Here is a 20,562-nt window from a genome sequence, read left to right as displayed (position 1 = left end):
GAAGGGGCCGGGCGGGGAGCTCCCCGCCCGGCCCCTTCGTCGTCCGACGGCCTCGGGCTACTTGACGGCCTTCAGCGCGTCGACCACGCCGTAGCCGTAGTAGCCGGTCTGGCCCCACTTGCTGTTGCAGGTGGTGGCGTCGACCAGCACGCCCGCGGCGTCGTAGACCTTCTCGGGGCAGGCGACCTTCGTCGCCTGGCCCTTGAGCATCGCCTGGAGCTGCGAGGGCGTCGCCCACGGGTGCGCGCTCTTGAGCAGGGCCGCGACACCGGCCACGTGCGGGCCGGCCATCGAGGTGCCCTGCTTGTAGCCGTACCCGCCGCCCGGGAGGGTGGACAGCACGCGGCCGTTGGCGTCCGGGGTGCCCGGGACCTGCCACTTGTCGCCACCGGGGGCCGCCACGTCGACGACGCCCAGGCCGAAGCTGGAGTAGTACGACTTGATGCCCTGGTCGCCGGTCGCGCTCACCGTGACCACGCCCGGGAGCTGGGTGGGCAGGTCCAGGCAGACGTGCGGGTCGATCGTGCGGGTGACCGGGGTCGGCACGTCGTCCGGGCTGGTGTCGTCCACGATGGCGTTCGACGCCAGGTCGTGGTTGGAGTTGCCGGCCGAGGCCACGGAGAGCACGCCCTTGCGCTCGGCGTACTTCGTCGCCCGGGTGAGGGCCTCCACCAGCGCCTTCTGGTCGTCGTCCGACTTGCAGTTGTAGAGCCAGGGGTCGACGTAGTAGCTGTTGTTGGTCACCTCGATCCCCTTCTCGGCGGCGAACATGAAGCCGCAGACGACCGCCTCGGTGAAGAAGAGGCTGGTCGTGGGCTCGCTCACCTTGATCGCGGCGACCTTGACCCCGGGTGCCACACCGCTGATGCCTATCCCGTTGCGCGCGGCCGCGATGGTGCCCGCCACGTGGGTGCCGTGGTCGCTGCCGTCCGCGTACGGACGCCACGCGCCCTCGGTGGTGTCGGCGACGCCGCCGACGCAGTTCGCGGACTGGCCCTTGGAGAAGTTGGGGGCCAGATCCGGGTGGGTGTCATCGACACCCGTGTCGATGACACCCACCGTGACGTTCCGGCTGCCATCGTTGATCTTGTGAGCCTGGTCGGCCTTGATCGCGCGAAGGTCCCACTGGTTGGACTCCAGGGGTTCCTGCCCGGGCTCGGCCTGCGCGGCCGCCCTGGCGGCGTCCGCGTCGCTCAGCCGCTGCGTCGTGCCCTCCTCGGTGGTCTGCACCACCGAGAGGGGAGCCGTGCGGGTGGCGCCGACCGACACGAACAGGCTGCGCTGACCGCGGAGCTGCTTGGCGAACTCCGGGTTCTGGGAGTGGGCGACGACCACGCCGATCTGCTCATATGCGATCACCACCGTGCCGCCGGCCCGCTCGATGGCCTTCTTCGCCTGCTTCACCGTGCCGTACGCGGTCAGGTTCGCCACGTACGACAGCTTGGGGCCGGAGGTGTCCGGCTTGGCGGTCGCCACCGCGTCCGCCGTCGTGCCCACCGGGGCGGCGGAAGCCGCGACCGAGGGCAGGAAGGCGAGCGAGGCGGTGAGCGCCAGTCCGACCGGAACGGCGAGGGCGCGCCGCCGGTGACCGGTTCCCAGATGAGCCATGGGTTCTCCACATCATCATGAAAAAGCCGCGCGGGCGCGGTCGCGCCCGACGGGTGCATGTCACGGGAACCTAGTGCCGTAGTTCGACTCTGCGCCATCAGTTCGAGAAATCAGTTCCCAAAGAAACAAAGGGTGTTGAACCGTCCCGACGCGCCGGCCGTGCCGTTGACAGGGGGGATCAGCGCCACCGTCCCCCCACACGGAGGTTGTTTTGTCCGTCGTCCCCACCGCACCCGCGTCACAAGGAGAGTCCCCCGTGACCACCGAAGCAGCGCCGCCCCCCGGCAGCGCGGGAACGCCGCCGGCGGGTCCCTCGGCCGAAGAGTTCGTACGCGTCCAGCAGAGCGCGGAGTTCGCCGACCTGCGCCGCGCCCACCGCTCCTTCGCCTTCCCGCTCACCGCGGCGTTCATCGCCTGGTACCTGCTCTACGTCCTGCTCTCCAACTACGCGGGCGAGTTCATGGGGACGAAGCTCTTCGGCAACATCAACGTGGCCCTCGTCCTCGGCCTCGGCCAGTTCGCGACGACCTTCCTCATCGCCTGGCTGTACTCGCGCCACGCGGCGGCCAAGCTCGACCCGAAGGCCTCGGCCATCAAGGCACGGATGGAGGCGGGCGAATGAGCGCCCCGCTGTACGTGGCGATCGGCGCGGCGGCCACGGCGGGTACGACCACCGCCGCCGGCGCCACCGAGCACCGCCCGCTGATCATCACCCTGTTCGGGCTGTTCGTCGTGGCCACCCTGGTCATCACGGTCTGGGCCGGCCGCCAGACCAAGGACGCCGCCGACTTCTACGCGGGCGGGCGCCAGTTCACCGGCTTCCAGAACGGCCTGGCCATCTCCGGCGACTACATGTCCGCCGCGTCCTTCCTCGGCATCGCCGGAGCCATCGCGCTCTTCGGCTACGACGGCTTCCTCTACTCCATCGGCTTCCTGGTCGCCTGGCTGGTGGCGCTGCTCCTGGTCGCCGAGCCGCTGCGCAACTCCGGCCGCTACACGATGGGCGACGTACTCGCGTACCGGATGCGCCAGCGCCCCGTACGGACCGCCGCCGGCACCTCCACCATCGTGGTCTCGATCTTCTACCTGCTCGCCCAGATGGCCGGCGCCGGCGTGCTCGTCTCGCTGCTCCTCGGCATCACCAGCGACCTCGGCAAGATCGTGATCGTCTCGCTGGTCGGCCTCCTGATGATCCTCTACGTCACCATCGGCGGCATGAAGGGCACCACCTGGGTCCAGATGATCAAGGCCGTCCTGCTGATCGCGGGCACGCTGCTGATCACCTTCCTGGTGCTGGTCAAGTTCAACTTCAACATCTCGGACCTGCTGGGCAAGGCCGCCGACAACAGCGGGCAGGGAGCGAAGTTCCTGGAGCCGGGCCTGAAGTACGGCAAGGACTCGATCACGAAGCTGGACTTCATCTCCCTCGGCCTCGCCCTGGTCCTCGGAACCGCGGGGCTGCCGCACATCCTGATCCGCTTCTACACGGTCCCCACGGCCAAGGCCGCCCGCAAGTCCGTGAACTGGGCCATCGGCATCATCGGCGCCTTCTACCTGATGACGATCGTGCTCGGATTCGGCGCCGCGGCGCTGCTCAAGCGGGCCGACATCATCGCCTCCAACAAGGCCGGCACCACCGCGGCACCGCTGCTCGCCCAGGAGATCGGCGGCGGCGCGGACTCCACCGGCGGCGCGGTCCTGCTCGCCGTGATCTCCGCGGTGGCCTTCGCCACCATCCTCGCGGTCGTCGCGGGCCTGACGCTGGCCTCCTCCTCGTCCTTCGCCCACGACATCTACGTGAACGTGATCCGCAAGGGCAAGGCCACCGAGAAGGAGGAGGTACGGGCGGCCCGCTGGTCCACCGTGGTCATCGGCGCCGTCGCCATCGGCCTCGGAGCCCTGGCCCGCGACCTCAACGTGGCCGGGCTCGTCGCCCTCGCCTTCGCGGTCGCCGCCTCCGCCAACCTGCCGACGATCCTCTACAGCCTCTTCTGGAAGCGCTTCACCACCCAGGGGGCGCTGTGGTCCATCTACGGCGGCCTGGTCTCCTCGGTCGTCCTGGTCCTCTTCTCCCCGGTCGTGTCGGGGAAGCCCACCTCGATGTTCAAGGGAGCCGACTTCTACTGGTTCCCCCTGGAGAACCCCGGGATCATCTCCATCCCGCTCGGCTTCCTGCTGGGGTGGCTGGGAACCGTCCTCTCCAAGGAGAAGGCCGACCCCCAGAAGTTCGCGGAGCTCGAGGTCCGCTCGCTCACCGGAACCGGCGCGCACTGACGGCCTGCGGCTGACCGGGATCCTCCGAGCACAGGGCGTGGCCGTGTCGTATTTCCCTACGACACGGCCACGCCTCGTCTCGTTCGTTCGGGCACCCCTACTTGCCATGGCCTTCGCGTAGGCTCGTCAGTAGCGCTCGTACTCTCACCCATCACGGCGCAAACCTCTACAAACCGGACAGGGGAGGGGGCTTACAGTGCTTCTCGACACCTACGGCCGCGTGGCCACTGACCTGCGCGTCTCGCTCACCGACCGGTGCAATCTGCGCTGTACCTACTGCATGCCCGAGGAGGGCTTGCAGTGGCTCGGTAAATCCGACCTGCTCACCGATGACGAGATCGTCCGGCTGATCCGGATCGCCGTCACCCAGCTCGGGATAGAAGAGGTCCGCTTCACCGGCGGCGAGCCGCTCCTGCGCCCCGGCCTGGTCGGGATCGTCGAGCAGTGCGCGGCCCTGGAGCCCCGCCCCAAGATGTCCCTCACCACCAACGGCATCGGCCTCAAGCGCACCGCGCAGGCCCTCAAGGCCGCCGGCCTGGACCGGGTGAACGTTTCCCTGGACACCCTGCGGCCCGACGTCTTCAAGACCCTCACCCGGCGCGACCGTCACAAGGACGTCATCGAGGGCATGGCCGCCGCCCGCGAAGCCGGACTCACCCCCGTCAAGGTCAACGCCGTGCTGATGCCCGGGCTGAACGACGACGAGGCCCCCGACCTGCTCGCCTGGGCCGTGGAGAACGAGTACGAGCTCCGTTTCATCGAGCAGATGCCGCTCGACGCGCAGCACGGCTGGAAGCGCGACGGCATGATCACCGCCGGTGACATCCTGGCCTCCCTGCGCACCCGCTTCACCCTCACCGAGGAAGGCGCCGACGAGCGCGGCAGTGCCCCGGCCGAGCGCTGGGTGGTGGACGGCGGCAAGGCCACCGTCGGCGTCATCGCCTCGGTCACCCGCCCCTTCTGCGGCGCCTGCGACCGTACGCGCCTCACCGCCGACGGCCAGATCCGTACGTGCCTCTTCGCCACCGAGGAGTCGGACCTGCGGGCCGCCCTGCGCTCGGGCGCCCCGGACGAGGAGATCGCCCGGCTGTGGAAGGTGGCGATGTGGGGCAAGAAGGCCGGGTCCGGCCTCGACGACCCGACCTTCCTGCAGCCCGACCGTCCGATGTCCGCGATCGGCGGCTGACCGCGACGACCGCACGACCCGGGGCTCGGAACGGCTAGATCCGTTCCGAGCCCTCGGGCTGTACCCACTGGTCGAGCTCCACCACGTCCTTGAGGAAACCGCGGACCCCCAGGAACTGGGAGAGGTGCTCGCGGTGCTCCTCGCACGCCAGCCACGTCTTGCGGCGCTCGGGGGTGTGCAGCTTCGGGTTGTTCCACGCCAGAACCCAGGCGGCCGCGTCGCGGCAGCCCTTGGCGGAGCAGGTGGGAGCATCGTTCTGGGGTGCGTCGTCAAGGGGAGTCACGGCTCAACCCTAAGACGGAATGGCGACGCCGGGCAGCCACGGGGGGAGCTGCCCGGCGTCGGTCCGTCGCTCCGACGGGGGATGCGGAGCGCGTAGGCAGTATGTCACGCAGGACCCGGTACGGTGCACTGGAACTTCATGATTGATCTGAGCTTTTCTTGAGGTTTCCGTCGCCCAGCGCGGGGTGCACAGGAGTCGGGATGAAGTGCGACGGCAGCGCGGGCGTCGACTCGCGCCCAGCGTTGGCGATGACCACCGCGATGTAGGGCAGCAACGCCCCAGCGGCGAGCGTCACCATGGCCACGGGCCGCTGCACGTTCCACAGTACGACCGTCGCGATGACCGACAGGGTCCTGATCCCCATCGAGATCACGTACCGGCGCTGGCGTCCCCGCACGTCCTCGGCGAGGCTCATCCGCGCGCCCGTGATCCGGAAGACCTCGGCCCCGTTCCGCTTCGTCCGCTCCACAACCCACCACCCGATCGACCGCCGGACACTCCCCGGTCCGGACGCTCCCACGGTACGCCGCCCCTCACGAACCGGGCAGAGGGGGTGTCCCCCGAATGGAGCTGCCCGAAATGCGCCGTGGGCCGGACGGGTCGAGACTGGGCCCACATGCGCACAACGCGCCAGGAGGAGGCTCGACATGGGTTGGTTGTGGGCGATCATCGTCGGTTTTGTGCTGGGACTGATAGCCCGGGCGATCCTGCCGGGCAAGCAGCACCAGCCCCTCTGGCTGACCACGGTCTTCGGCATCATCGGCGCCGTGCTCGGCAACGCGGTGGCGACCTGGATCGGCGTCAACGAGACCAAGGGCATCGACTGGATCCGGCACTTGCTGCAGCTTGCCGGAGCCGTCGTGGTCGTCGGGCTCGGTGACCTCATCTACAGCTCGATCCGCGGCAACAAGCGGCAGATGACCTAGGCGCGGACACGACGGAGGGGCCGGCCCGGACAGTACGTCCGGGCCGGCCCCTCCGTCGTGTCGGTGCGGTCCCGGCTAGCCGGTGACCTCGACCGCGGCCAGGTTCTTCTTGCCGCGGCGCAGCACGAGCCAGCGCCCGTGCAGCAGGTGCTCCTTGGCGGGGACGGCGTCCTCGGAGGTGACCTTCACGTTGTTCACGTAGGCGCCGCCCTCCTTCACGGTCCGGCGGGCGGCCGACTTGCTGGCGACCAGCCCGGTCTCCGCGAGGAGATCGACGACCAGACCCGGCTCGGCGACCTGTGCGTGCGGCAGCTCGGACAGGGCCGCGGCCAGCGTGGCCTCGTCCAGGTCCGCCAGTTCGCCCTGGCCGAACAGCGCCTTGGACGCCGCGATCACGGCGGCGCACTGGTCCGCGCCGTGCACCAGCGTGGTCAGCTCCTCCGCGAGCGCACGCTGGGCGGCACGCGCCTGCGGCCGCTCGGCGGTCTGCGCCTCCAGCGCTTCCAGCTCCTCACGGGTCTGGAAGGACAGGATGCGCATGTAGGTGGAGACGTCCCGGTCGTCCACGTTCAGCCAGAACTGGTAGAACGCGTACGGGGTGGTCATCTCCGGGTCGAGCCAGACGGCGCCGCTCTCCGACTTGCCGAACTTGGTGCCGTCCGCCTTGACCATCAGCGGGGTCGCGATGGCGTGGACGTGCGCGTCCGGCTCCACCCGGTGGATCAGGTCGAGACCGGCCGTCAGGTTGCCCCACTGGTCCGACCCGCCCTGCTGGAGCACGCAGCCGTGGCGCCGGTACAGCTCCAGGAAGTCCATGCCCTGGAGCAGCTGGTAGCTGAACTCCGTGTAGCTGATGCCCTGGTCGGACTCCAGGCGCTTGGCGACCGAGTCCTTCGTCAGCATCTTGTTGACGCGGAAGTGCTTGCCGATGTCCCGGAGGAACTCGATGGCGGACATGCCCGCCGTCCAGTCCAGGTTGTTCACCATGACCGCCGCGTTCTCGCCCTCGAAGGACAGGAACGGCTCGATCTGGGTACGCAGGCGCGTCACCCAGTTCGCGATGGTCTCCGGGTCGTTCAGGGTGCGCTCGGCGGTCGGCCGCGGGTCGCCGATCTGCCCGGTGGCCCCGCCGACCAGCGCCAGCGGACGGTTGCCCGCCTGCTGGAGCCGGCGCACGGTCAGGACCTGCACCAGGTGACCCACGTGCAGCGAGGCCGCCGTCGGGTCGAAGCCGCAATAGAACGTGACGGGACCGTCCGCGAACGCCTTGCGCAGCGCTTCTTCGTCGGTGGACTGGGCGAAGAGCCCGCGCCACTTCAGTTCGTCGACGATGTCCGTCACGGTTCTGGGTCTCCTTGAACGAGATGGAACGAATGAAACAGAAAGCTGAGGGGTTTCCCCGCCAGTCTAGGCGGGGAAGGCGCGGACCTCGGACTCCTTCAGCGATCAGACTCCTCTATGGATCAGACCCCCTTGCTGACCGAGCTCATGTTGAAGTCCGGGATGCGCAGCGCCGGCATCGCGGTCCGGGTGAACCAGTCGTTCCACTCGCGCGGCAGGGTCTTCTCGGTCCGGCCGGCCTCGGAGGCCCGGGACAGCAGGTCCAGCGGGGACTCGTTGAACCGGAAGTTGTTGACCTCGCCGACGACCTGGCCGTCCTCCACCAGGTAGACCCCGTCCCGGGTCAGCCCCGTCAGCAGCAGCGTCGCCGGGTCCACCTCGCGGATGTACCAGAGGCAGGTGAGCAGCAGCCCCCGCTCGGTGGCGGCCACCATCTCCTCCAGGGACTTCTCGCCGCCCCCGTCCAGGATCAGGTTCCCGAACCCCGGGGAGACCGGCAGCCCGGTCAGTTCCGCACTGTGCCGGGTCGTCGTCAGCCGGGCCAGCTCGCCGTCCTTGATCCACTCGGTCGGGGGGACCGGCAGGCCGTTGTCGAAGACGGACGCGTCGTCGCCGGAGCTGTGGGCGATCACGAACGGCGCGGACTCCAGACCCGGCGCGTTCGGGTCGCTGCGCAGGGTCAGCGGGAGCCCGGAGAGCCGCTCGCCGATCCGGGTGCCACCGCCGGGCTTGGAGAAGACCGTCCGGCCCTCCACCGCGTCCCGGGCGGCCGCCGACCACATCTGGTAGATCAGCAGGTCGGCCACCGCGGTGGGCGGCAGCAGCGTCTCGTACCGTCCGGCGGGCAGGTCGATCTTCCGCTCCGCCCAGCCCAGCCGTACGGCCAGCTCCGCGTCCAGCGCGGTCGGGTCCACGTCCTTGAAGTCCCGCGTCGCGCGCCCGGCCCAGGCCGAACGCTGCCGGTCCGGGGACTTCGCGTTGAGCTCCAGGGTGCCGTTGGGCTGGTCGTGGCGCAGGCGCAGCCCCGTGGAGGTCCCGATGTACGTGGAGACCAGCTCGTGGTTGGCGAAGCCGTACAGCTCGCGGCCCCCCGCGCGGGCCCGGGCGAAGGCCTCGCCGAGCGCCGGGGCGAAGTCCGCGAACACCGCCGAGGAGGTCTCCGCCGGAGCGTCGGTGAAGTCCGGCGAGGACGGGGTGCCGGTAACCAACGGCCGGGCGTCCTCCGCCGGGCCGGCCCCGCGGGCGGCCGCCTCGGCCGCCCGGACCAGCGGTTCCAGTTCCGCGGCCGTGACGGCGGAGCGCGAGACGACCCCCGAGGCCGTGCCCTCCTTGCCGTCGACGGTGGCGATGACCGTGAGGGTCCGGCCGCGCGTGACCCCGTTCGTGGTGAGCGCGTTGCCGGCCCAGCGCAGGTTGGCCGTGGAATCCTCGTCGGCGATGACGACGCAGCCGTCCGCGGTGGACAGCTCCAGGGCCCGCTCGACGATCTCGTGGGGCTTCGTACGGCTCATCGGCCGGCCTCCTGCGTGGTGTTCAGGATGTTCACGTCGCGGAACAGCGCGGAGGGGCAGCCGTGCGACACCGCCGCGACCTGGCCCGGCTGGGCCTTGCCGCAGTTGAAGGCGCCGCCCAGGACGTAGGTCTGCGGACCGCCGACCTTCTCCATCGAGCCCCAGAACTCCGTGGTCGTGGCCTGGTACGCGACATCGCGCAGCTGCCCGGCCAGCTTGCCGTTCTCGATGCGGAAGAAGCGCTGCCCGGTGAACTGGAAGTTGTAGCGCTGCATGTCGATGGACCAGGAGCGGTCGCCGACCACGTAGATCCCGCGTTCCACCCCGCCGATCAGGTCCTCCGTGGCGAGCCCGCCCGGATCCGGCTGGAGCGAGACGTTCGCCATGCGCTGCACGGGCACGTGCCCGGGGGAGTCGGCGAAGGCGCAGCCGTTGGAACGGCCGAGACCGGTCAGCTTCGCGATCCGCCGGTCCGTCTGGTAGCCGGCCAGGGTGCCGTCCTTGACCAGGTCCCAGCTCTGGGCCTCGACGCCCTCGTCGTCGTACCCGACGGTGGCCAGACCGTGCTCGGCCGTCCGGTCGCCCGTCACGTTCATGACGGGGGAGCCGTAGGTGAGCTTGCCCAGCTGGTCGAAGGTGGCGAAGGAGGTCCCGGCGTACGCCGCCTCGTAGCCCAGCGCCCGGTCCAGCTCGGTGGCGTGGCCGATGGACTCGTGGATGGTGAGCCAGAGGTTGGACGGGTCCACGACCAGGTCGTAGCGCCCGGACTCGACGCTCGGCGCCCGCATCTTCTCGGCGAGCAGCCCGGGGATCGCCTCCAGCTCGGAGTTCCAGTCCCAGCCGGTGCCGGTCAGGTACTCCCAGCCGCGCCCGGCCGGCGGGGCGATGGTGCGCATCGAGTCGAACTCGCCGGTCGTGCCGTTCACGGCGACGGCGGTGAGCTGCGGGTGGACGCGCACCCGCTGCTGGGTGGTGGAGGTGCCCGCGGTGTCGGCGTAGAACTTGTTCTCGTGGACCGCGAGGAGCGAGGCGTCCACGTGGGCCACCCCGTCGGCCGCCAGGAGGCGCGCGCTGAAATCGGCGAGCAGCGCGGCCTTCTCCGTGTCCGGCACCTCGAAGGGGTTCACGTCGTAGGCGGAGATCCAGGTCTTGTCGGCGTGCACCGGCTCGTCGGCGAGCTCGACCCGCTCGTCGGAGCCGGCGGCCTTGATGACCTGGGCGGAGAGCTTGGCCATGGCCACGGCCTGCGAGGCCACCTTGGCGGCGCCGTCCATGGTCAGGTCCACGCCGGAGGCGAACCCCCAGCTGCCCCCGTGCACCACGCGGACCGCGTATCCGAGGTCGGTGGTGTCGGAACCGCCGGAGGGCTTGGCGTCACGCAGCCGCCAGGAAGCGCTGCGGATGCGCTCCAGACGGAAGTCGGCATGGTCGGCGCCCAGCGCGCGGGCCCGGGCGAGCGCCGCGTCGGCGAGCGCCCGCAAGGGCAGCGCGGTGAAGGCCGCGTCGATGGAATGGGGCACGGAGGTCCTCCCGGGGTCGGGGCAGATGGCACGATCATGTCGCGCCGCGGCTTGCCGTGCCTACATCTTTCTGTAGGGACTCGACAGAGCCCGTACCGAGGCCCTGTTGGAGGTCGATTCTCCGTATGGGGTACATGACCTATAGGTTTTTGGTATTCAGACCGCTAGTCGAAAGGGTGATCCGTTGAGCCGCTCGGTTCTCGTCACCGGAGGAAACCGGGGCATCGGCCTCGCCATCGCCCGAGCCTTCGCGGAGGCCGGAGACAAGGTCGCGATCACGTACCGGTCGGGCGAGCCCCCGGCGGAGCTCACGGCTCTGGGCGTGCTGGCGGTCCGTTGCGACATCACCGACTCCGACCAGGTCGACCAGGCGTACAAGGAGGTCGAGGAGGCCCACGGCGCGGTCGAGGTCCTCGTCGCCAACGCCGGCATCACCAAGGACACGCTGCTGATGCGCATGTCCGAGGACGATTTCGCCTCGGTCGTGGACACCAACCTGACCGGCACGTTCCGTGTGGTCAAGCGCGCGAACCGCGGCATGCTCCGGGCCAAGAAGGGCCGCGTCGTCCTGATCTCCTCGGTCGTCGGACTGCTCGGTTCGGCCGGCCAGGCCAACTACGCCGCCTCCAAGGCGGCGCTGGTCGGCTTCGCCCGCTCCCTCGCCCGTGAGCTGGGCTCCCGCAACATCACCTTCAACGTCGTCGCCCCGGGCTTCGTGGACACCGACATGACGAAGGTGCTCACCGACGAGCAGCGGGCCGGCATCGTCGGCCAGGTGCCCCTGGGCCGTTACGCGCAGCCCGAGGAGATCGCGGCCGCCGTCAGCTTCCTGGCGTCCGACAACGCCGCGTACATCACAGGAGCCGTCATTCCCGTTGACGGCGGATTGGGCATGGGTCACTGATCACCATGAGCGGAATTCTCGACGGCAAGCGCATCCTCATCACCGGGGTGCTGATGGAGTCGTCCATCGCTTTCCACACCGCCCGGCTGGCCCAGGAGCAGGGCGCCGAGGTCATCCTCACCGCGTTCCCGCGGCCGACGCTGACCGAGCGCATCGCACGCAAGCTGCCCAAGCCCGCCAAGGTGATCGAGCTCGACGTCACCAATGACGAGCACCTGGCCCGCGTGGAGGATCTCGTCCGCGCGGAGCTCGGTGGCCTCGACGGCGTCGTCCACTCCATCGGCTTCGCGCCGCAGGACGCGCTCGGCGGCAACTTCCTGAACACGCCGTTCGAGTCGGTCGCCACCGCCATGCACGTCTCGGCGTTCTCGCTGAAGTCGCTGACCATGGCGTGCAAGCCGCTCTTCCCGGAGAACGAGGGCGGCGCGGTCGTCGGCCTCACCTTCGACGCGCAGTACGCGTGGCCGCAGTACGACTGGATGGGCCCGGCCAAGGCCGCGCTGGAGGCCACCAGCCGCTACCTCGCCCGCGACCTGGGCAAGGAGAAGATCCGCTGCAACCTGGTCTCGGCCGGTCCGATCGGCTCGATGGCCGCGAAGTCCATCCCGGGCTTCTCCGACCTGGCGGACATCTGGAACCAGCGCTCCCCTATGGAGTGGGACATGTCGGACCCGGAGCCGGCTGGCCGGGGCGTCGTCGCCCTGCTGTCGGACTGGTTCCCGAAGACCACCGGCGAGATCGTCCACGTGGACGGCGGCCTGCACGCGATGGGTGCCTGATCGCGGGCTCCTTTCCAGCCGTACGGCGGCGGCCGCGCCTTCCCTTCCGGGAGGCGCGGCCGTCGCCGTTTTCGCGTGGGGGGCGGGGAGCGTGGGGGGCACTCGATCAGATTTGCGCCGTCCCACGGCATCTTCCCGAGTCGAAAATCAGGACATTCCCCTGCAAACTGGCCACGTCGGGATCTTCCCGGCTCCTGCGGGGAGGGGTACGGGAGTGCGAGCGAGGCGGAGCCGAGCGGTATCCCTGCTGGTCACCTCGGTGGTCCTGACCGGATTCCTGCTCCCCGGAGTCGCCGCGCAGGGCGAGGGGGGCGATCCGGCCACCGGTGCGGAGGGCCAGCCCCCGGCCGTCGTCGACCTGACGCAGATCCCCGCCGAGCCGCCCGTGCAGCCCGCGCCGCCCGCCACCCGGGAGCTCTTCGGCGCGGACTGCGACACCGAGATCAACGGCTCGCAGGTGGTCGCGTACTGCCACAACAGCTATCCGCAGACCGATCTGGTCCGGCTGCACGTCGAATGCGACCGCTGGTGGGACGTGGACGGGGACGGGGCGACGTGGGCCGTCCACCCGGCCGGCCGGGTGGAGCTCACCAGCCGCTGCTGGAAGGAAGTCCGCTCGGCCTGGGTCAGCCACCAGCGGCAGTGACCCCGGAGGCGGTGACCCCGGAGGCGGTGACCCGGGAGGCAGTGCCCCCGGCGGACCGGGGCTCCTTGCACAGGCAGACGAACGGATAGCCGGCCGCCTCCGAGGCCGCCGCGTCCCCGTCCCCGCGCCGGACCGCCTCGATCAGCCGCTCGTGGTCCAGGTGCGAGGCCGGATCGAGCTCCGTGCCCACGTCGGTCCGCAGCCAGTCGGCCACCAGGTCCCCGAGATCCGCGTACAGCTCGATGAGCACGTCGTTGTGCGAGGCCGCCACCACCGCCATGTGCAGGGCCACGTCCGCCGCGACGAACACCTCCGCGTCCCCGCCCGACCACGCCTCCTCGCGCCGCGCCAGCAGCGCGTCCAGCTGTACGAGGTCCCGCGCGGTCCGCCGCTCCGCCGCCAGGCGGGCCGCCGAGGACTCCAGCGTCGAGCGCAGCTCCGCGATGTGCCGGGGGTCGGCGCCGGCGAACCGGCGGTGCATCACCCCGGCCAGCTCGCTGGTGGCGAGGACGTACGTGCCCGAGCCCTGGCGGATGTCGAGGAGGCCGTTGTGCGCGAGCGCCCGGACGGCCTCGCGCACGGTGTTCCGGGCGACGCCCAGCAGCTCCACGAGCTCCGGCTCGGTGGGGATGCGGGAGCCGACGGGCCATTCACCCGTGGTGATCTGGTTCCTGAGCTGGGAGATCACCTGGTCGACGAGCGCGGATCGCCGGGGCGAGGTCAGCGGCATGCGGTCGGGGTTCCTTTCCGGGGGCAGGACGGGAAGCGCACTGGACAACCAATCATCCCATGATTCTATGATGGTGGAATGTCCGACGAAGAAATCCAGACCCTGAACCGGCCCCGGGCCGCAGGCGCGGCCTCCCCGCAGCCCCTCACCGCCACCCCCGGTGGCTCCGGCACCGCCCACGCCGCCCCGCAGCCGGCGTGGCTGGGACCCGTGCTCCTCGTCGGCATCGTGCTGGCCGCCCTCAACCTGCGGCCCGCCATCACCAGCCTCGGCGCCCTCTTCGAGGAGACCCGTACGGGCCTCGGCATGAGCGGCACCGTCGCCGGACTCATCACCTCCGTACCCGCCCTCTGCTTCGCCGTCTTCGGCGTCACCGCGCCCCGGCTCTCCCGCCGCTTCGGCCCGGCCGCCGTGGTCTGCGCCGGCATGGCCGCCGTCGCCACCGGCCTGCTGATCCGGCCCTTCGCGGGCAACGCCGCCGGATTCCTCGCCGCCAGCGCGCTGAGCCTGGCCGGCATAGCCCTGACCAACGTGCTCCTCCCGGTGATCGTCAAGCGCTGGTTCCCCGACCGGGTCGGCACCATGACCGGCCTCTACTCCATGGCCCTGGCCGCCGGGACCTCCCTCGCCGCCGCGGCGACGGTCCCGATGACCGAGGCGCTCGGCGGCAGCTGGCGCACCGGCCTGCTGGTCTGGGCCCTCCTCGCCGTCGCCGCGGTCCTGCCCTGGCTGCCCATCGCGGCCGCGGCCCGGAGGGAGAAGGCCTCCGCGGCCGGCCGGGAGGGCGCCGCCGCCCGCACGGCGGCCGACACCGGCCCGCGCGTCGTCCGCAGCCGCACGGCATGGGCACTGGCCTGCTACTTCGGCCTCCAGGCCACCGGCGCGTACATCACCATGGGCTGGCTCCCGCAGATCTTCCGCGATGCCGGGGTCTCCGCCTCCACCGCCGGCATCCTGCTCGCCGTCACCATGGTCATGGGCGTCCCGCTGGCCTTCGTCATCCCCGGCATCGCCGGTCGGATGAGGAACCAGGGCCCCATCGCCGCCGTCCTCGGTCTCTTCGGCCTCGCCGGCTACCTCGGGCTCTACTTCGCCCCCGCCGCCGGCGCCTGGGCCTGGGTCATCCTGCTCGGCGTCTCCAACTGCGCATTCCCGCTCGTCATCACGATGATCGGACTGCGCGCCAAGTCCCCGGCGGGCGTGGTCAAGCTCTCCGCCTTCGCGCAGAGCACCGGCTACCTCATCTCCATCCCCGGCCCCCTCGTCGTCGGCGCCCTCTACCAGCACAGCGGCGGCTGGGACCTGCCCCTCGCCCTGATGGCCGGACTGCTCGTCCCGCAGATCGCGCTCGGCCTGCTGGCGGGCCGGGACCGCACGATCGAGGACGAATGCGGCATGCGAGACTGATCGGCATGTCGCCCGTACTTGAACCGAACCCCCAGAACGGCCACAGGAAGCTCGGCCTCGTGCTGGGCGCGATGCTCCTGGTGACCGTGATCATCGCCGTCATCGCGACGCTCGCCTCCCCGTAGCGCCCCTGCGCAACGCCGCTCCGGGACCCCGGTGGTGGGGTTATCCCCCCAACCCCTAGGGGGTCAGGCTCAGGGTCAAGTGGGGTGCGTCCCCGATGGGCTCCGCCGGCTCGAATCCTTAGATTCGAAGGACTAGAGCGAGCCCGTCCCACGCGCACCCACGGAGGCGGCCATGTCGGCCCCCACACACCTGGCCCCCACTCACCTGTCCGCTCCCCGAGCCGTCGGGGCCGACGCCCGGCTGCCCTGGTGGGGCCTCGCCCTGCCCGCCCTCGCCTTCGGCCTCCTGCTCGTCCTGCTCACCGGATCGGGCGAGGCCCACGCCGCCTCCGGCGAAGGCTCCGCGCTCGTCCACGTCACCGAACGGCTGCTGCGCGTCGTCGGCTGACGGCACACCGGGCGGCAGGACCCCACGCGCGGCGGACGGCCCGGCCGGGCACGCGGCAACGTGCCGGAGCGCACCCCACACCTGGGGGTGAGCCCCCTCAACACCCTGCGCCCCATGGCTCGATCCGTGCGAAGCTGGGAGCCATGAGCGCCGACACACCCCGCAGGATCGTCCTCCTCCGGCATGCCAAGGCCGAATGGTCGGACGGCACGGACCACGACCGCCCCCTGGCGGAGCGCGGCCGTCACGACGCCCCGGCCGCCGGCCAGAAACTGGCCCAGACCGGCATTTCCTTCGACCTGGCCCTCTGCTCCAGCGCGGCCCGGACCCGGGAGACCTGGAAGCTCGCCGTCCAGGAGCTGCCGCACCGGCCGAAGACCACGTACGAGGAACGGCTCTACGAAGCCTCGCTGGGCGAGCTCATCGCGCTGGTCAACGAGACCTCGGACGAGGTCGGCAACCTCCTGGTCATCGGCCACAACCCCGGCATGCACGCCCTCGCCGACGCCCTGTCCGCGAGCGCCCAGGGCGACGCGCTGGCCCGGATGAACCGCAGCGGCTTCCCCACCTCCGGAATCGCCGTCGTGTCCTTCACCGGCTCGTGGAAGTCCGTGGAGCACGGAGTCGGCACCCTGCTGGACTTCTGGACCCCGCACGGCTGACGGGCGCACACCCACGACGGAGCGGGCCCCGGCACTTCCACAGTGCCGGGGCCCGCTCCGTCGTAGGGGGAGACACCGTCACGCCAGGTCGGCGGCCTCGACCTCTTCGCGCGTGATGCCGAGCAGGTACAGCACGGCGTCCAGGAACGGCACGTTCACGGCGGTGTGCGCGGCCTGGCGGACCACCGGCTTGGCGCAGAAGGCCACGCCCAGCCCGGCGGCGTTCAGCATGTCCAGATCGTTGGCACCGTCGCCGATGGCCACCGTCTGGGCCAGCGGTACGCCGGCCTCCGCGGCGAAGCGGCGCAGCAGCCGGGCCTTGCCCGCCCGGTCCACGATCTCGCCGGTGACCCGCCCCGTCAGCTTCCCGTCCACGATCTCCAGGGTGTTGGCCGAGGCGAAGTCCAGCCCCAGCCGCTCCCGCAGATCGTCCGTCACCTGCGTGAACCCGCCGGAGACCACGCCCACCTGGTAGCCGAGGCGCTTGAGGGTGCGGATCAGGGTCCGGGCACCCGGGGTGAGGCGCACCTCGGAGCGGACCTTGTCCACGACGGAGGCGTCCAGCCCGGCCAGCAGCGCGACCCGGGCGTGCAGCGACTGCTCGAAGTCCAGCTCCCCGCGCATGGCCCGCTCGGTCACCTCGGCGACCTCGGCCTCGCAGCCGGCGTGCGCGGCGAAGAGCTCGATGACCTCGTCCTGGATCAGCGTGGAGTCCACGTCCATGACGACGAGGCGCTGGGCCCTGCGGTGCAGGCCGGCCGAGACCACGGCCACGTCGACGCCGATCTGCGCGGCGGCGGTGGCCAGGGCGGTGCGCAGCGGCTCGGTCGCGGTGCCCGAGACGGCGAATTCCACCGCCGTCACCGGATACTTCGCGAGCCGGAAGATACGGTCGATGTTGCCGCCCGTCGCGGTGATCCGCGCGGCGATGGCGGCCGTGGACTCGGCGGTGAGCGGGTGTCCGAGCACGGTGACATGTGAACGGCCACTGCCGCGCGGCCGGTTGTCACCGGTGCCGGAGAGGATCTCGGCCTGCAGTTTGAGGGATTCCGCCCAGCTGTGGACGGTGGCCCGCAGCTCGCCATCGGTGCCGGCGGTGGGGTGGGTGACGAGGGCGCACAGGACGATGCGCCCCCGGGTGACGACCTGCTCGATGTCGACGACGTCGACGGAGTAGGCCGCGAGGGTGTCGAACAGCCCGGCGGTGATCCCGGGGCGGTCCTTGCCGAAGATCTTGACGAGGAGGGTGGGGACGTCGGAGGTCTGCGAAGGCGAAGCGCTCATGGTGTCTTCACCGTATCCCCCCGGCCTGCGCGCACGGAGCCCCGTCCCACCTGGCGGAACCGTTTCGCCCCGTACGGCGCCGGAGCCGCCGCCACGGAGCGCCGACCATGCCGCTCCGGCGTGGTCCGGCGTGCCCCGGGCCGGCCGCGGGACCGGTGCGGGGAGCGGGCGGGAGGTCCGGAATCGGGTGCTCCGGGCGGCTTTCGACCCCCTCGCCCGGCCCTGAAGGCCCCCGCGCAGTGGCCCGGATTCCCCTTGTGGCCGTGCGCCTGAAATAGTTCCCCCGGATGTTCGCCATCCCTAGACTCCCTGACGTCATGGGGGATTCTCGGGGGACTTAAGTGGGGCTGGAGTGCCGGAACTCGTACTGGAATTGAACGGAAGAACTTGGACGCTCGATCCGTCCAGGTCGTACTCGCTGGGGCGCGATCCCCAGGGAGACGTGGTGATCGATGACGCCCGGGTGTCGTGGCGGCACGCCACCATCGCCTGGAACGGGCGGGGTTGGGGAATCGAGGATCACGGAAGCACCAACGGCACGTACGTGCGCGGGGCGAGGGTCCAGCAGGCCGAGCTCGTCCCCGGCACGCCGGTGCACCTGGGCAACGCCACCGACGGGCCGAGGCTGAATGCCGTCGCCGCGGCCGCCCCGGCGCCGCAGCCGGCCGTGGCGCAGCAGTCGCCCGCACAGGCGTACGCGCAGCAGCCGCAGGCCCAGCCTCAGCACCAGCCGTCCTGGGAGCAGCAGGCACCGCGGCAGGTGCCGCACCAGCAGGTCCCGCAGGCCCCGCAGGCCCAGCCGTTCCCGCAGCAGCAGGGCGGCGGCGGGACCCCGGGTTACGGCGACCACCGCAGCCCGACGACGTTCCACCAGCTCGCGCTGGGCCACGTCATGCGGATCGGCCGTGCGCTGGAGAACGAGCTGGTGGTCTCCGACCTCCAGGTCTCCCGCAACCACGCGGAGTTCCGCTCGATGCCGGGCGGCCGCTTCGAGATCCGCGACCTCGGCAGCCACAACGGCACCTACGTCAACGGCCAGCCGCTGGCGAAGTCCGGTACCGCGCTGCTCGGCCCGAACGACATCGTCGGCGTCGGGCACTCGACGTTCCGGATCGTCGGCGACCGGCTCGAGGAGTTCGTCGACACGGGCGACGTCTCCTTCTCGGCCCGCCACCTCACGGTCACGGTCGACGGCGGCAAGCAGATCCTCAAGGACGTCACCTTCGGCGTCCCGGAGAAGTCGCTGATCGGTGTCATCGGCCCCTCCGGCTCCGGCAAGTCGACGCTGCTCAAGGCGCTGACCGGCTACCGCCCGGCCAACGAGGGCGACGTCCTCTACGACAACCGCAACCTGTACAAGCAGTTCGCGGAGCTCCGCCAGCGCATCGGCCTGGTCCCGCAGGACGACATCCTGCACAAGGAGCTGCGGGTCCGCACCGCCCTCAAGTACGCGGCCAAGCTCCGCTTCCCCGGAGACACCGCCGAGTCCGAGCGCGCCGCCCGCATCGACGAGGTACTGCGCGAGCTCAAGCTCGACATCCACAAGGACAAGAAGATCACCGCGCTCTCGGGTGGTCAGCGCAAGCGCGTGTCCGTGGCCCTGGAGCTGCTGACCAAGCCCTCGCTGATCTTCCTGGACGAGCCGACCTCCGGCCTCGACCCGGGCATGGACCGCGACGTCATGCAGCTGCTGCGCGGTCTCGCCGACGACGGCCGCACGGTCCTGGTGGTGACCCACTCGGTCGCCGAGCTCGCCATCTGCGACAAGCTGCTGGTCATGGCCCCGGGCGGTTCGGTGGCCTACTTCGGCCCGCCGGACGAGGCGCTGAACTTCTTCGGCTACTCCACCTGGGCCGACGTGTTCTCCGCCTTCGAGAGCTACCGGGACTACGACTGGGCCGGCCGCTGGAAGGGCTCCCAGCACTACCAGCTGTACGCCGCCGACATCGACGCGGTCGCCCCGCAGTCGGTGCAGCCCGCCGTACAGCAGACCCGGCCGCCCAAGCCGCAGGGCTGGGGCTCCCAGCTCTGGACGCTGATCCGCCGCTACACGGCGGTGATCGCGTCCGACAAGGGCTTCATCGGGCTGATGCTGATCCTCCCGGCCGTCCTGGGCGTGGTCTCCACGGTCATCCCGGCCACCTTCGGTCTCGCACCACCGAAGCCGCCGTCCATGTTCAACAGCGCGGCGGGCACGATCACGCTGATCCTCGCGGTGGGCATGTGCTTCTCGGGCGCCGCCAACTCGGTCCGTGAGTTGATCAAGGAACGGGTGATCTACGAGCGGGAACGCGCGACCGGCCTGTCCCGGTCGGCCTACCTGATGTCGAAGGTGCTCGTCCTCGGCTTCATCACGGCCATCCAGGGCGTGATCATCTGCGGGATCGGCTTCTTCCCGCGCGACATGCCCACCGAGGGCCTGTTCATGCCCCCGGCCGTCGAGATCTGCCTGTCGATCACCGCGCTCGGCTTCACCTCGATGATGTTCGGCCTGGTCATCTCCTCGCTGGTGAAGACCGCCGAGAAGACGATGCCGCTGCTGGTCATGTTCGCGATCGTCCAGGTCGTCTTCACCGGCATCCTCTTCCAGGTCTACGACTCCCCGGGCCTGGAGCAGGTCGCCTGGCTGATGCCGTCCCGCTGGGCCGTCGCCGCCGCCGGCACCACCCTGCACCTCGGCAAGCTCATGGCTCCCTGGGACCGCGACCACCCGGAGAACACCGACCCGCTCTGGGACGCCACGGTCGGCCAGTGGAGCTTCGACATCATCGTCCTGGTTCTGCTCGGCGTCGCCTGCGGCTTCCTGGTCGCGCGCCTGCTGCGCCGCCACGAGCCCGAGGTCATGCGCAAGTAACGCCGGACGCCGCCGCGCGGCACGTGCGGGCACGTACGGCACGCGTGGCGCCCATGGCACGCGAGAACGCCTCAGGGCGGCACCGGAACACCGGGGCCGCCCTGAGGCGTATGGGGGGCGTGGGGGGACGCCAG

At 70.7% G+C, this 20,562-nt stretch carries 20 protein-coding genes; 12 read left to right on the top strand and 8 right to left on the bottom strand.

What is annotated here, in order from left to right:
• Positions 1-57: 57 nt before the first annotated feature.
• On the bottom strand, positions 58-1,608 hold the full coding sequence (locus tag OG389_RS08970; RefSeq protein ID WP_328297931.1) for a S8 family peptidase: 1,551 nt from the start codon (positions 1,606-1,608) through the stop codon (positions 58-60).
• Between the two features lie 256 nt (positions 1,609-1,864).
• Between OG389_RS08970 and OG389_RS08965 the strand changes: the two genes are divergently transcribed.
• The 3 genes from OG389_RS08965 (at position 1,865) to moaA (ending at position 5,068) form a co-directional block, all read left to right on the top strand.
• Positions 1,865-2,230, top strand: a complete 366-nt coding sequence (locus OG389_RS08965) for a DUF485 domain-containing protein (RefSeq protein ID WP_328297930.1) — start codon at positions 1,865-1,867, stop codon at positions 2,228-2,230.
• Positions 2,227-3,882, top strand: coding sequence for a solute symporter family protein (locus tag OG389_RS08960; protein WP_328297929.1), 1,656 nt, complete (start codon positions 2,227-2,229; stop codon positions 3,880-3,882). Before OG389_RS08965 ends, OG389_RS08960 begins: the two co-directional genes overlap by 4 nt.
• 196 nt (positions 3,883-4,078) lie before the next feature.
• Positions 4,079-5,068 (top strand): GTP 3',8-cyclase MoaA, encoded by a 990-nt coding sequence (moaA, locus tag OG389_RS08955; protein ID WP_328297928.1) that lies wholly within the window; start codon positions 4,079-4,081, stop codon positions 5,066-5,068.
• 34 nt (positions 5,069-5,102) lie between these two features.
• Here the strand turns inward: moaA and OG389_RS08950 are convergent, their stop codons facing one another.
• Both OG389_RS08950 and OG389_RS08945 read right to left on the bottom strand, forming a co-directional pair.
• Positions 5,103-5,351 (bottom strand): hypothetical protein, encoded by a 249-nt coding sequence (locus OG389_RS08950; protein ID WP_328297927.1) that lies wholly within the window; start codon positions 5,349-5,351, stop codon positions 5,103-5,105.
• 136 nt (positions 5,352-5,487) lie between these two features.
• On the bottom strand, positions 5,488-5,820 hold the full coding sequence (locus tag OG389_RS08945; protein ID WP_328297926.1) for a DUF3099 domain-containing protein: 333 nt from the start codon (positions 5,818-5,820) through the stop codon (positions 5,488-5,490).
• Between the two features lie 178 nt (positions 5,821-5,998).
• Between OG389_RS08945 and OG389_RS08940 the strand changes: the two genes are divergently transcribed.
• Positions 5,999-6,277, top strand: a complete 279-nt coding sequence (locus OG389_RS08940; RefSeq protein ID WP_328297925.1) for a GlsB/YeaQ/YmgE family stress response membrane protein — start codon at positions 5,999-6,001, stop codon at positions 6,275-6,277.
• Positions 6,278-6,352: 75 nt separating this feature from the next.
• Here the strand turns inward: OG389_RS08940 and tyrS are convergent, their stop codons facing one another.
• From tyrS to OG389_RS08925, 3 genes are all read right to left on the bottom strand, one after another.
• The gene (tyrS, locus tag OG389_RS08935; protein ID WP_328297924.1) at positions 6,353-7,618 is read right to left on the bottom strand and encodes a tyrosine--tRNA ligase; all 1,266 of its coding nucleotides are present in this window, start codon (positions 7,616-7,618) and stop codon (positions 6,353-6,355) included.
• A gap of 122 nt (positions 7,619-7,740) precedes the next feature.
• The gene (locus OG389_RS08930) at positions 7,741-9,129 is read right to left on the bottom strand and encodes a metallopeptidase TldD-related protein (RefSeq protein ID WP_328297923.1); all 1,389 of its coding nucleotides are present in this window, start codon (positions 9,127-9,129) and stop codon (positions 7,741-7,743) included.
• Positions 9,126-10,649: a TldD/PmbA family protein gene (locus tag OG389_RS08925; protein ID WP_328297922.1), complete on the bottom strand. Its 1,524-nt coding sequence runs from the start codon at positions 10,647-10,649 to the stop codon at positions 9,126-9,128. The genes OG389_RS08930 and OG389_RS08925 overlap by 4 nt, the downstream gene beginning before the upstream one ends.
• Positions 10,650-10,833: 184 nt before the next feature.
• Between OG389_RS08925 and fabG the strand changes: the two genes are divergently transcribed.
• The 3 genes from fabG to OG389_RS08910 all read left to right on the top strand — a co-directional run bounded on the left by fabG (position 10,834) and on the right by OG389_RS08910 (position 12,978).
• Positions 10,834-11,553, top strand: coding sequence for a 3-oxoacyl-[acyl-carrier-protein] reductase (gene fabG / locus OG389_RS08920; RefSeq protein ID WP_328297921.1), 720 nt, complete (start codon positions 10,834-10,836; stop codon positions 11,551-11,553).
• A gap of 5 nt (positions 11,554-11,558) precedes the next feature.
• Positions 11,559-12,332, top strand: a complete 774-nt coding sequence (gene fabI, locus OG389_RS08915) for an enoyl-ACP reductase FabI (protein WP_328297920.1) — start codon at positions 11,559-11,561, stop codon at positions 12,330-12,332.
• Between the two features lie 214 nt (positions 12,333-12,546).
• The gene (locus OG389_RS08910; RefSeq protein WP_328297919.1) at positions 12,547-12,978 is read left to right on the top strand and encodes a hypothetical protein; all 432 of its coding nucleotides are present in this window, start codon (positions 12,547-12,549) and stop codon (positions 12,976-12,978) included.
• Here the strand turns inward: OG389_RS08910 and OG389_RS08905 are convergent.
• Positions 12,959-13,708, bottom strand: coding sequence for a FadR/GntR family transcriptional regulator (locus tag OG389_RS08905; RefSeq protein ID WP_328297918.1), 750 nt, complete (start codon positions 13,706-13,708; stop codon positions 12,959-12,961). The two genes, OG389_RS08910 and OG389_RS08905, sit on opposite strands and share 20 nt — an antisense overlap.
• Before the next feature lie 78 nt (positions 13,709-13,786).
• Here OG389_RS08905 and OG389_RS08900 point away from each other — a divergent pair, with 78 nt between their 5' ends.
• The 4 genes from OG389_RS08900 (at position 13,787) to OG389_RS08885 (ending at position 16,290) form a co-directional block, all read left to right on the top strand.
• Positions 13,787-15,115, top strand: coding sequence for a CynX/NimT family MFS transporter (locus OG389_RS08900; protein ID WP_328297917.1), 1,329 nt, complete (start codon positions 13,787-13,789; stop codon positions 15,113-15,115).
• 5 nt (positions 15,116-15,120) lie between these two features.
• Positions 15,121-15,240, top strand: a complete 120-nt coding sequence (locus OG389_RS08895; RefSeq protein WP_328297916.1) for an SGM_5486 family transporter-associated protein — start codon at positions 15,121-15,123, stop codon at positions 15,238-15,240.
• 172 nt (positions 15,241-15,412) lie between these two features.
• Complete coding sequence (locus OG389_RS08890) at positions 15,413-15,628, top strand: hypothetical protein (RefSeq protein ID WP_328297915.1); 216 nt, start codon at positions 15,413-15,415, stop codon at positions 15,626-15,628.
• 143 nt (positions 15,629-15,771) lie between these two features.
• Positions 15,772-16,290: a SixA phosphatase family protein gene (locus OG389_RS08885; protein ID WP_328297914.1), complete on the top strand. Its 519-nt coding sequence runs from the start codon at positions 15,772-15,774 to the stop codon at positions 16,288-16,290.
• A gap of 78 nt (positions 16,291-16,368) precedes the next feature.
• Here the strand turns inward: OG389_RS08885 and serB are convergent, their stop codons facing one another.
• Positions 16,369-17,574: a phosphoserine phosphatase SerB gene (serB, locus tag OG389_RS08880; protein WP_328297913.1), complete on the bottom strand. Its 1,206-nt coding sequence runs from the start codon at positions 17,572-17,574 to the stop codon at positions 16,369-16,371.
• 352 nt (positions 17,575-17,926) lie between these two features.
• Here serB and OG389_RS08875 point away from each other — a divergent pair, with 352 nt between their 5' ends.
• Positions 17,927-20,428, top strand: coding sequence for an ABC transporter ATP-binding protein/permease (locus tag OG389_RS08875; protein WP_328297912.1), 2,502 nt, complete (start codon positions 17,927-17,929; stop codon positions 20,426-20,428).
• Positions 20,429-20,562 lie beyond the last annotated feature (134 nt).

It is taken from the genome of Streptomyces sp. NBC_00435, from assembly GCF_036014235.1.
In the GTDB taxonomy this organism is placed as follows: domain Bacteria; phylum Actinomycetota; class Actinomycetes; order Streptomycetales; family Streptomycetaceae; genus Streptomyces.
The sequence above is the reverse complement of the archived record's forward strand: the minus strand, read 5'-3'. Positions and strand labels throughout refer to the sequence as shown.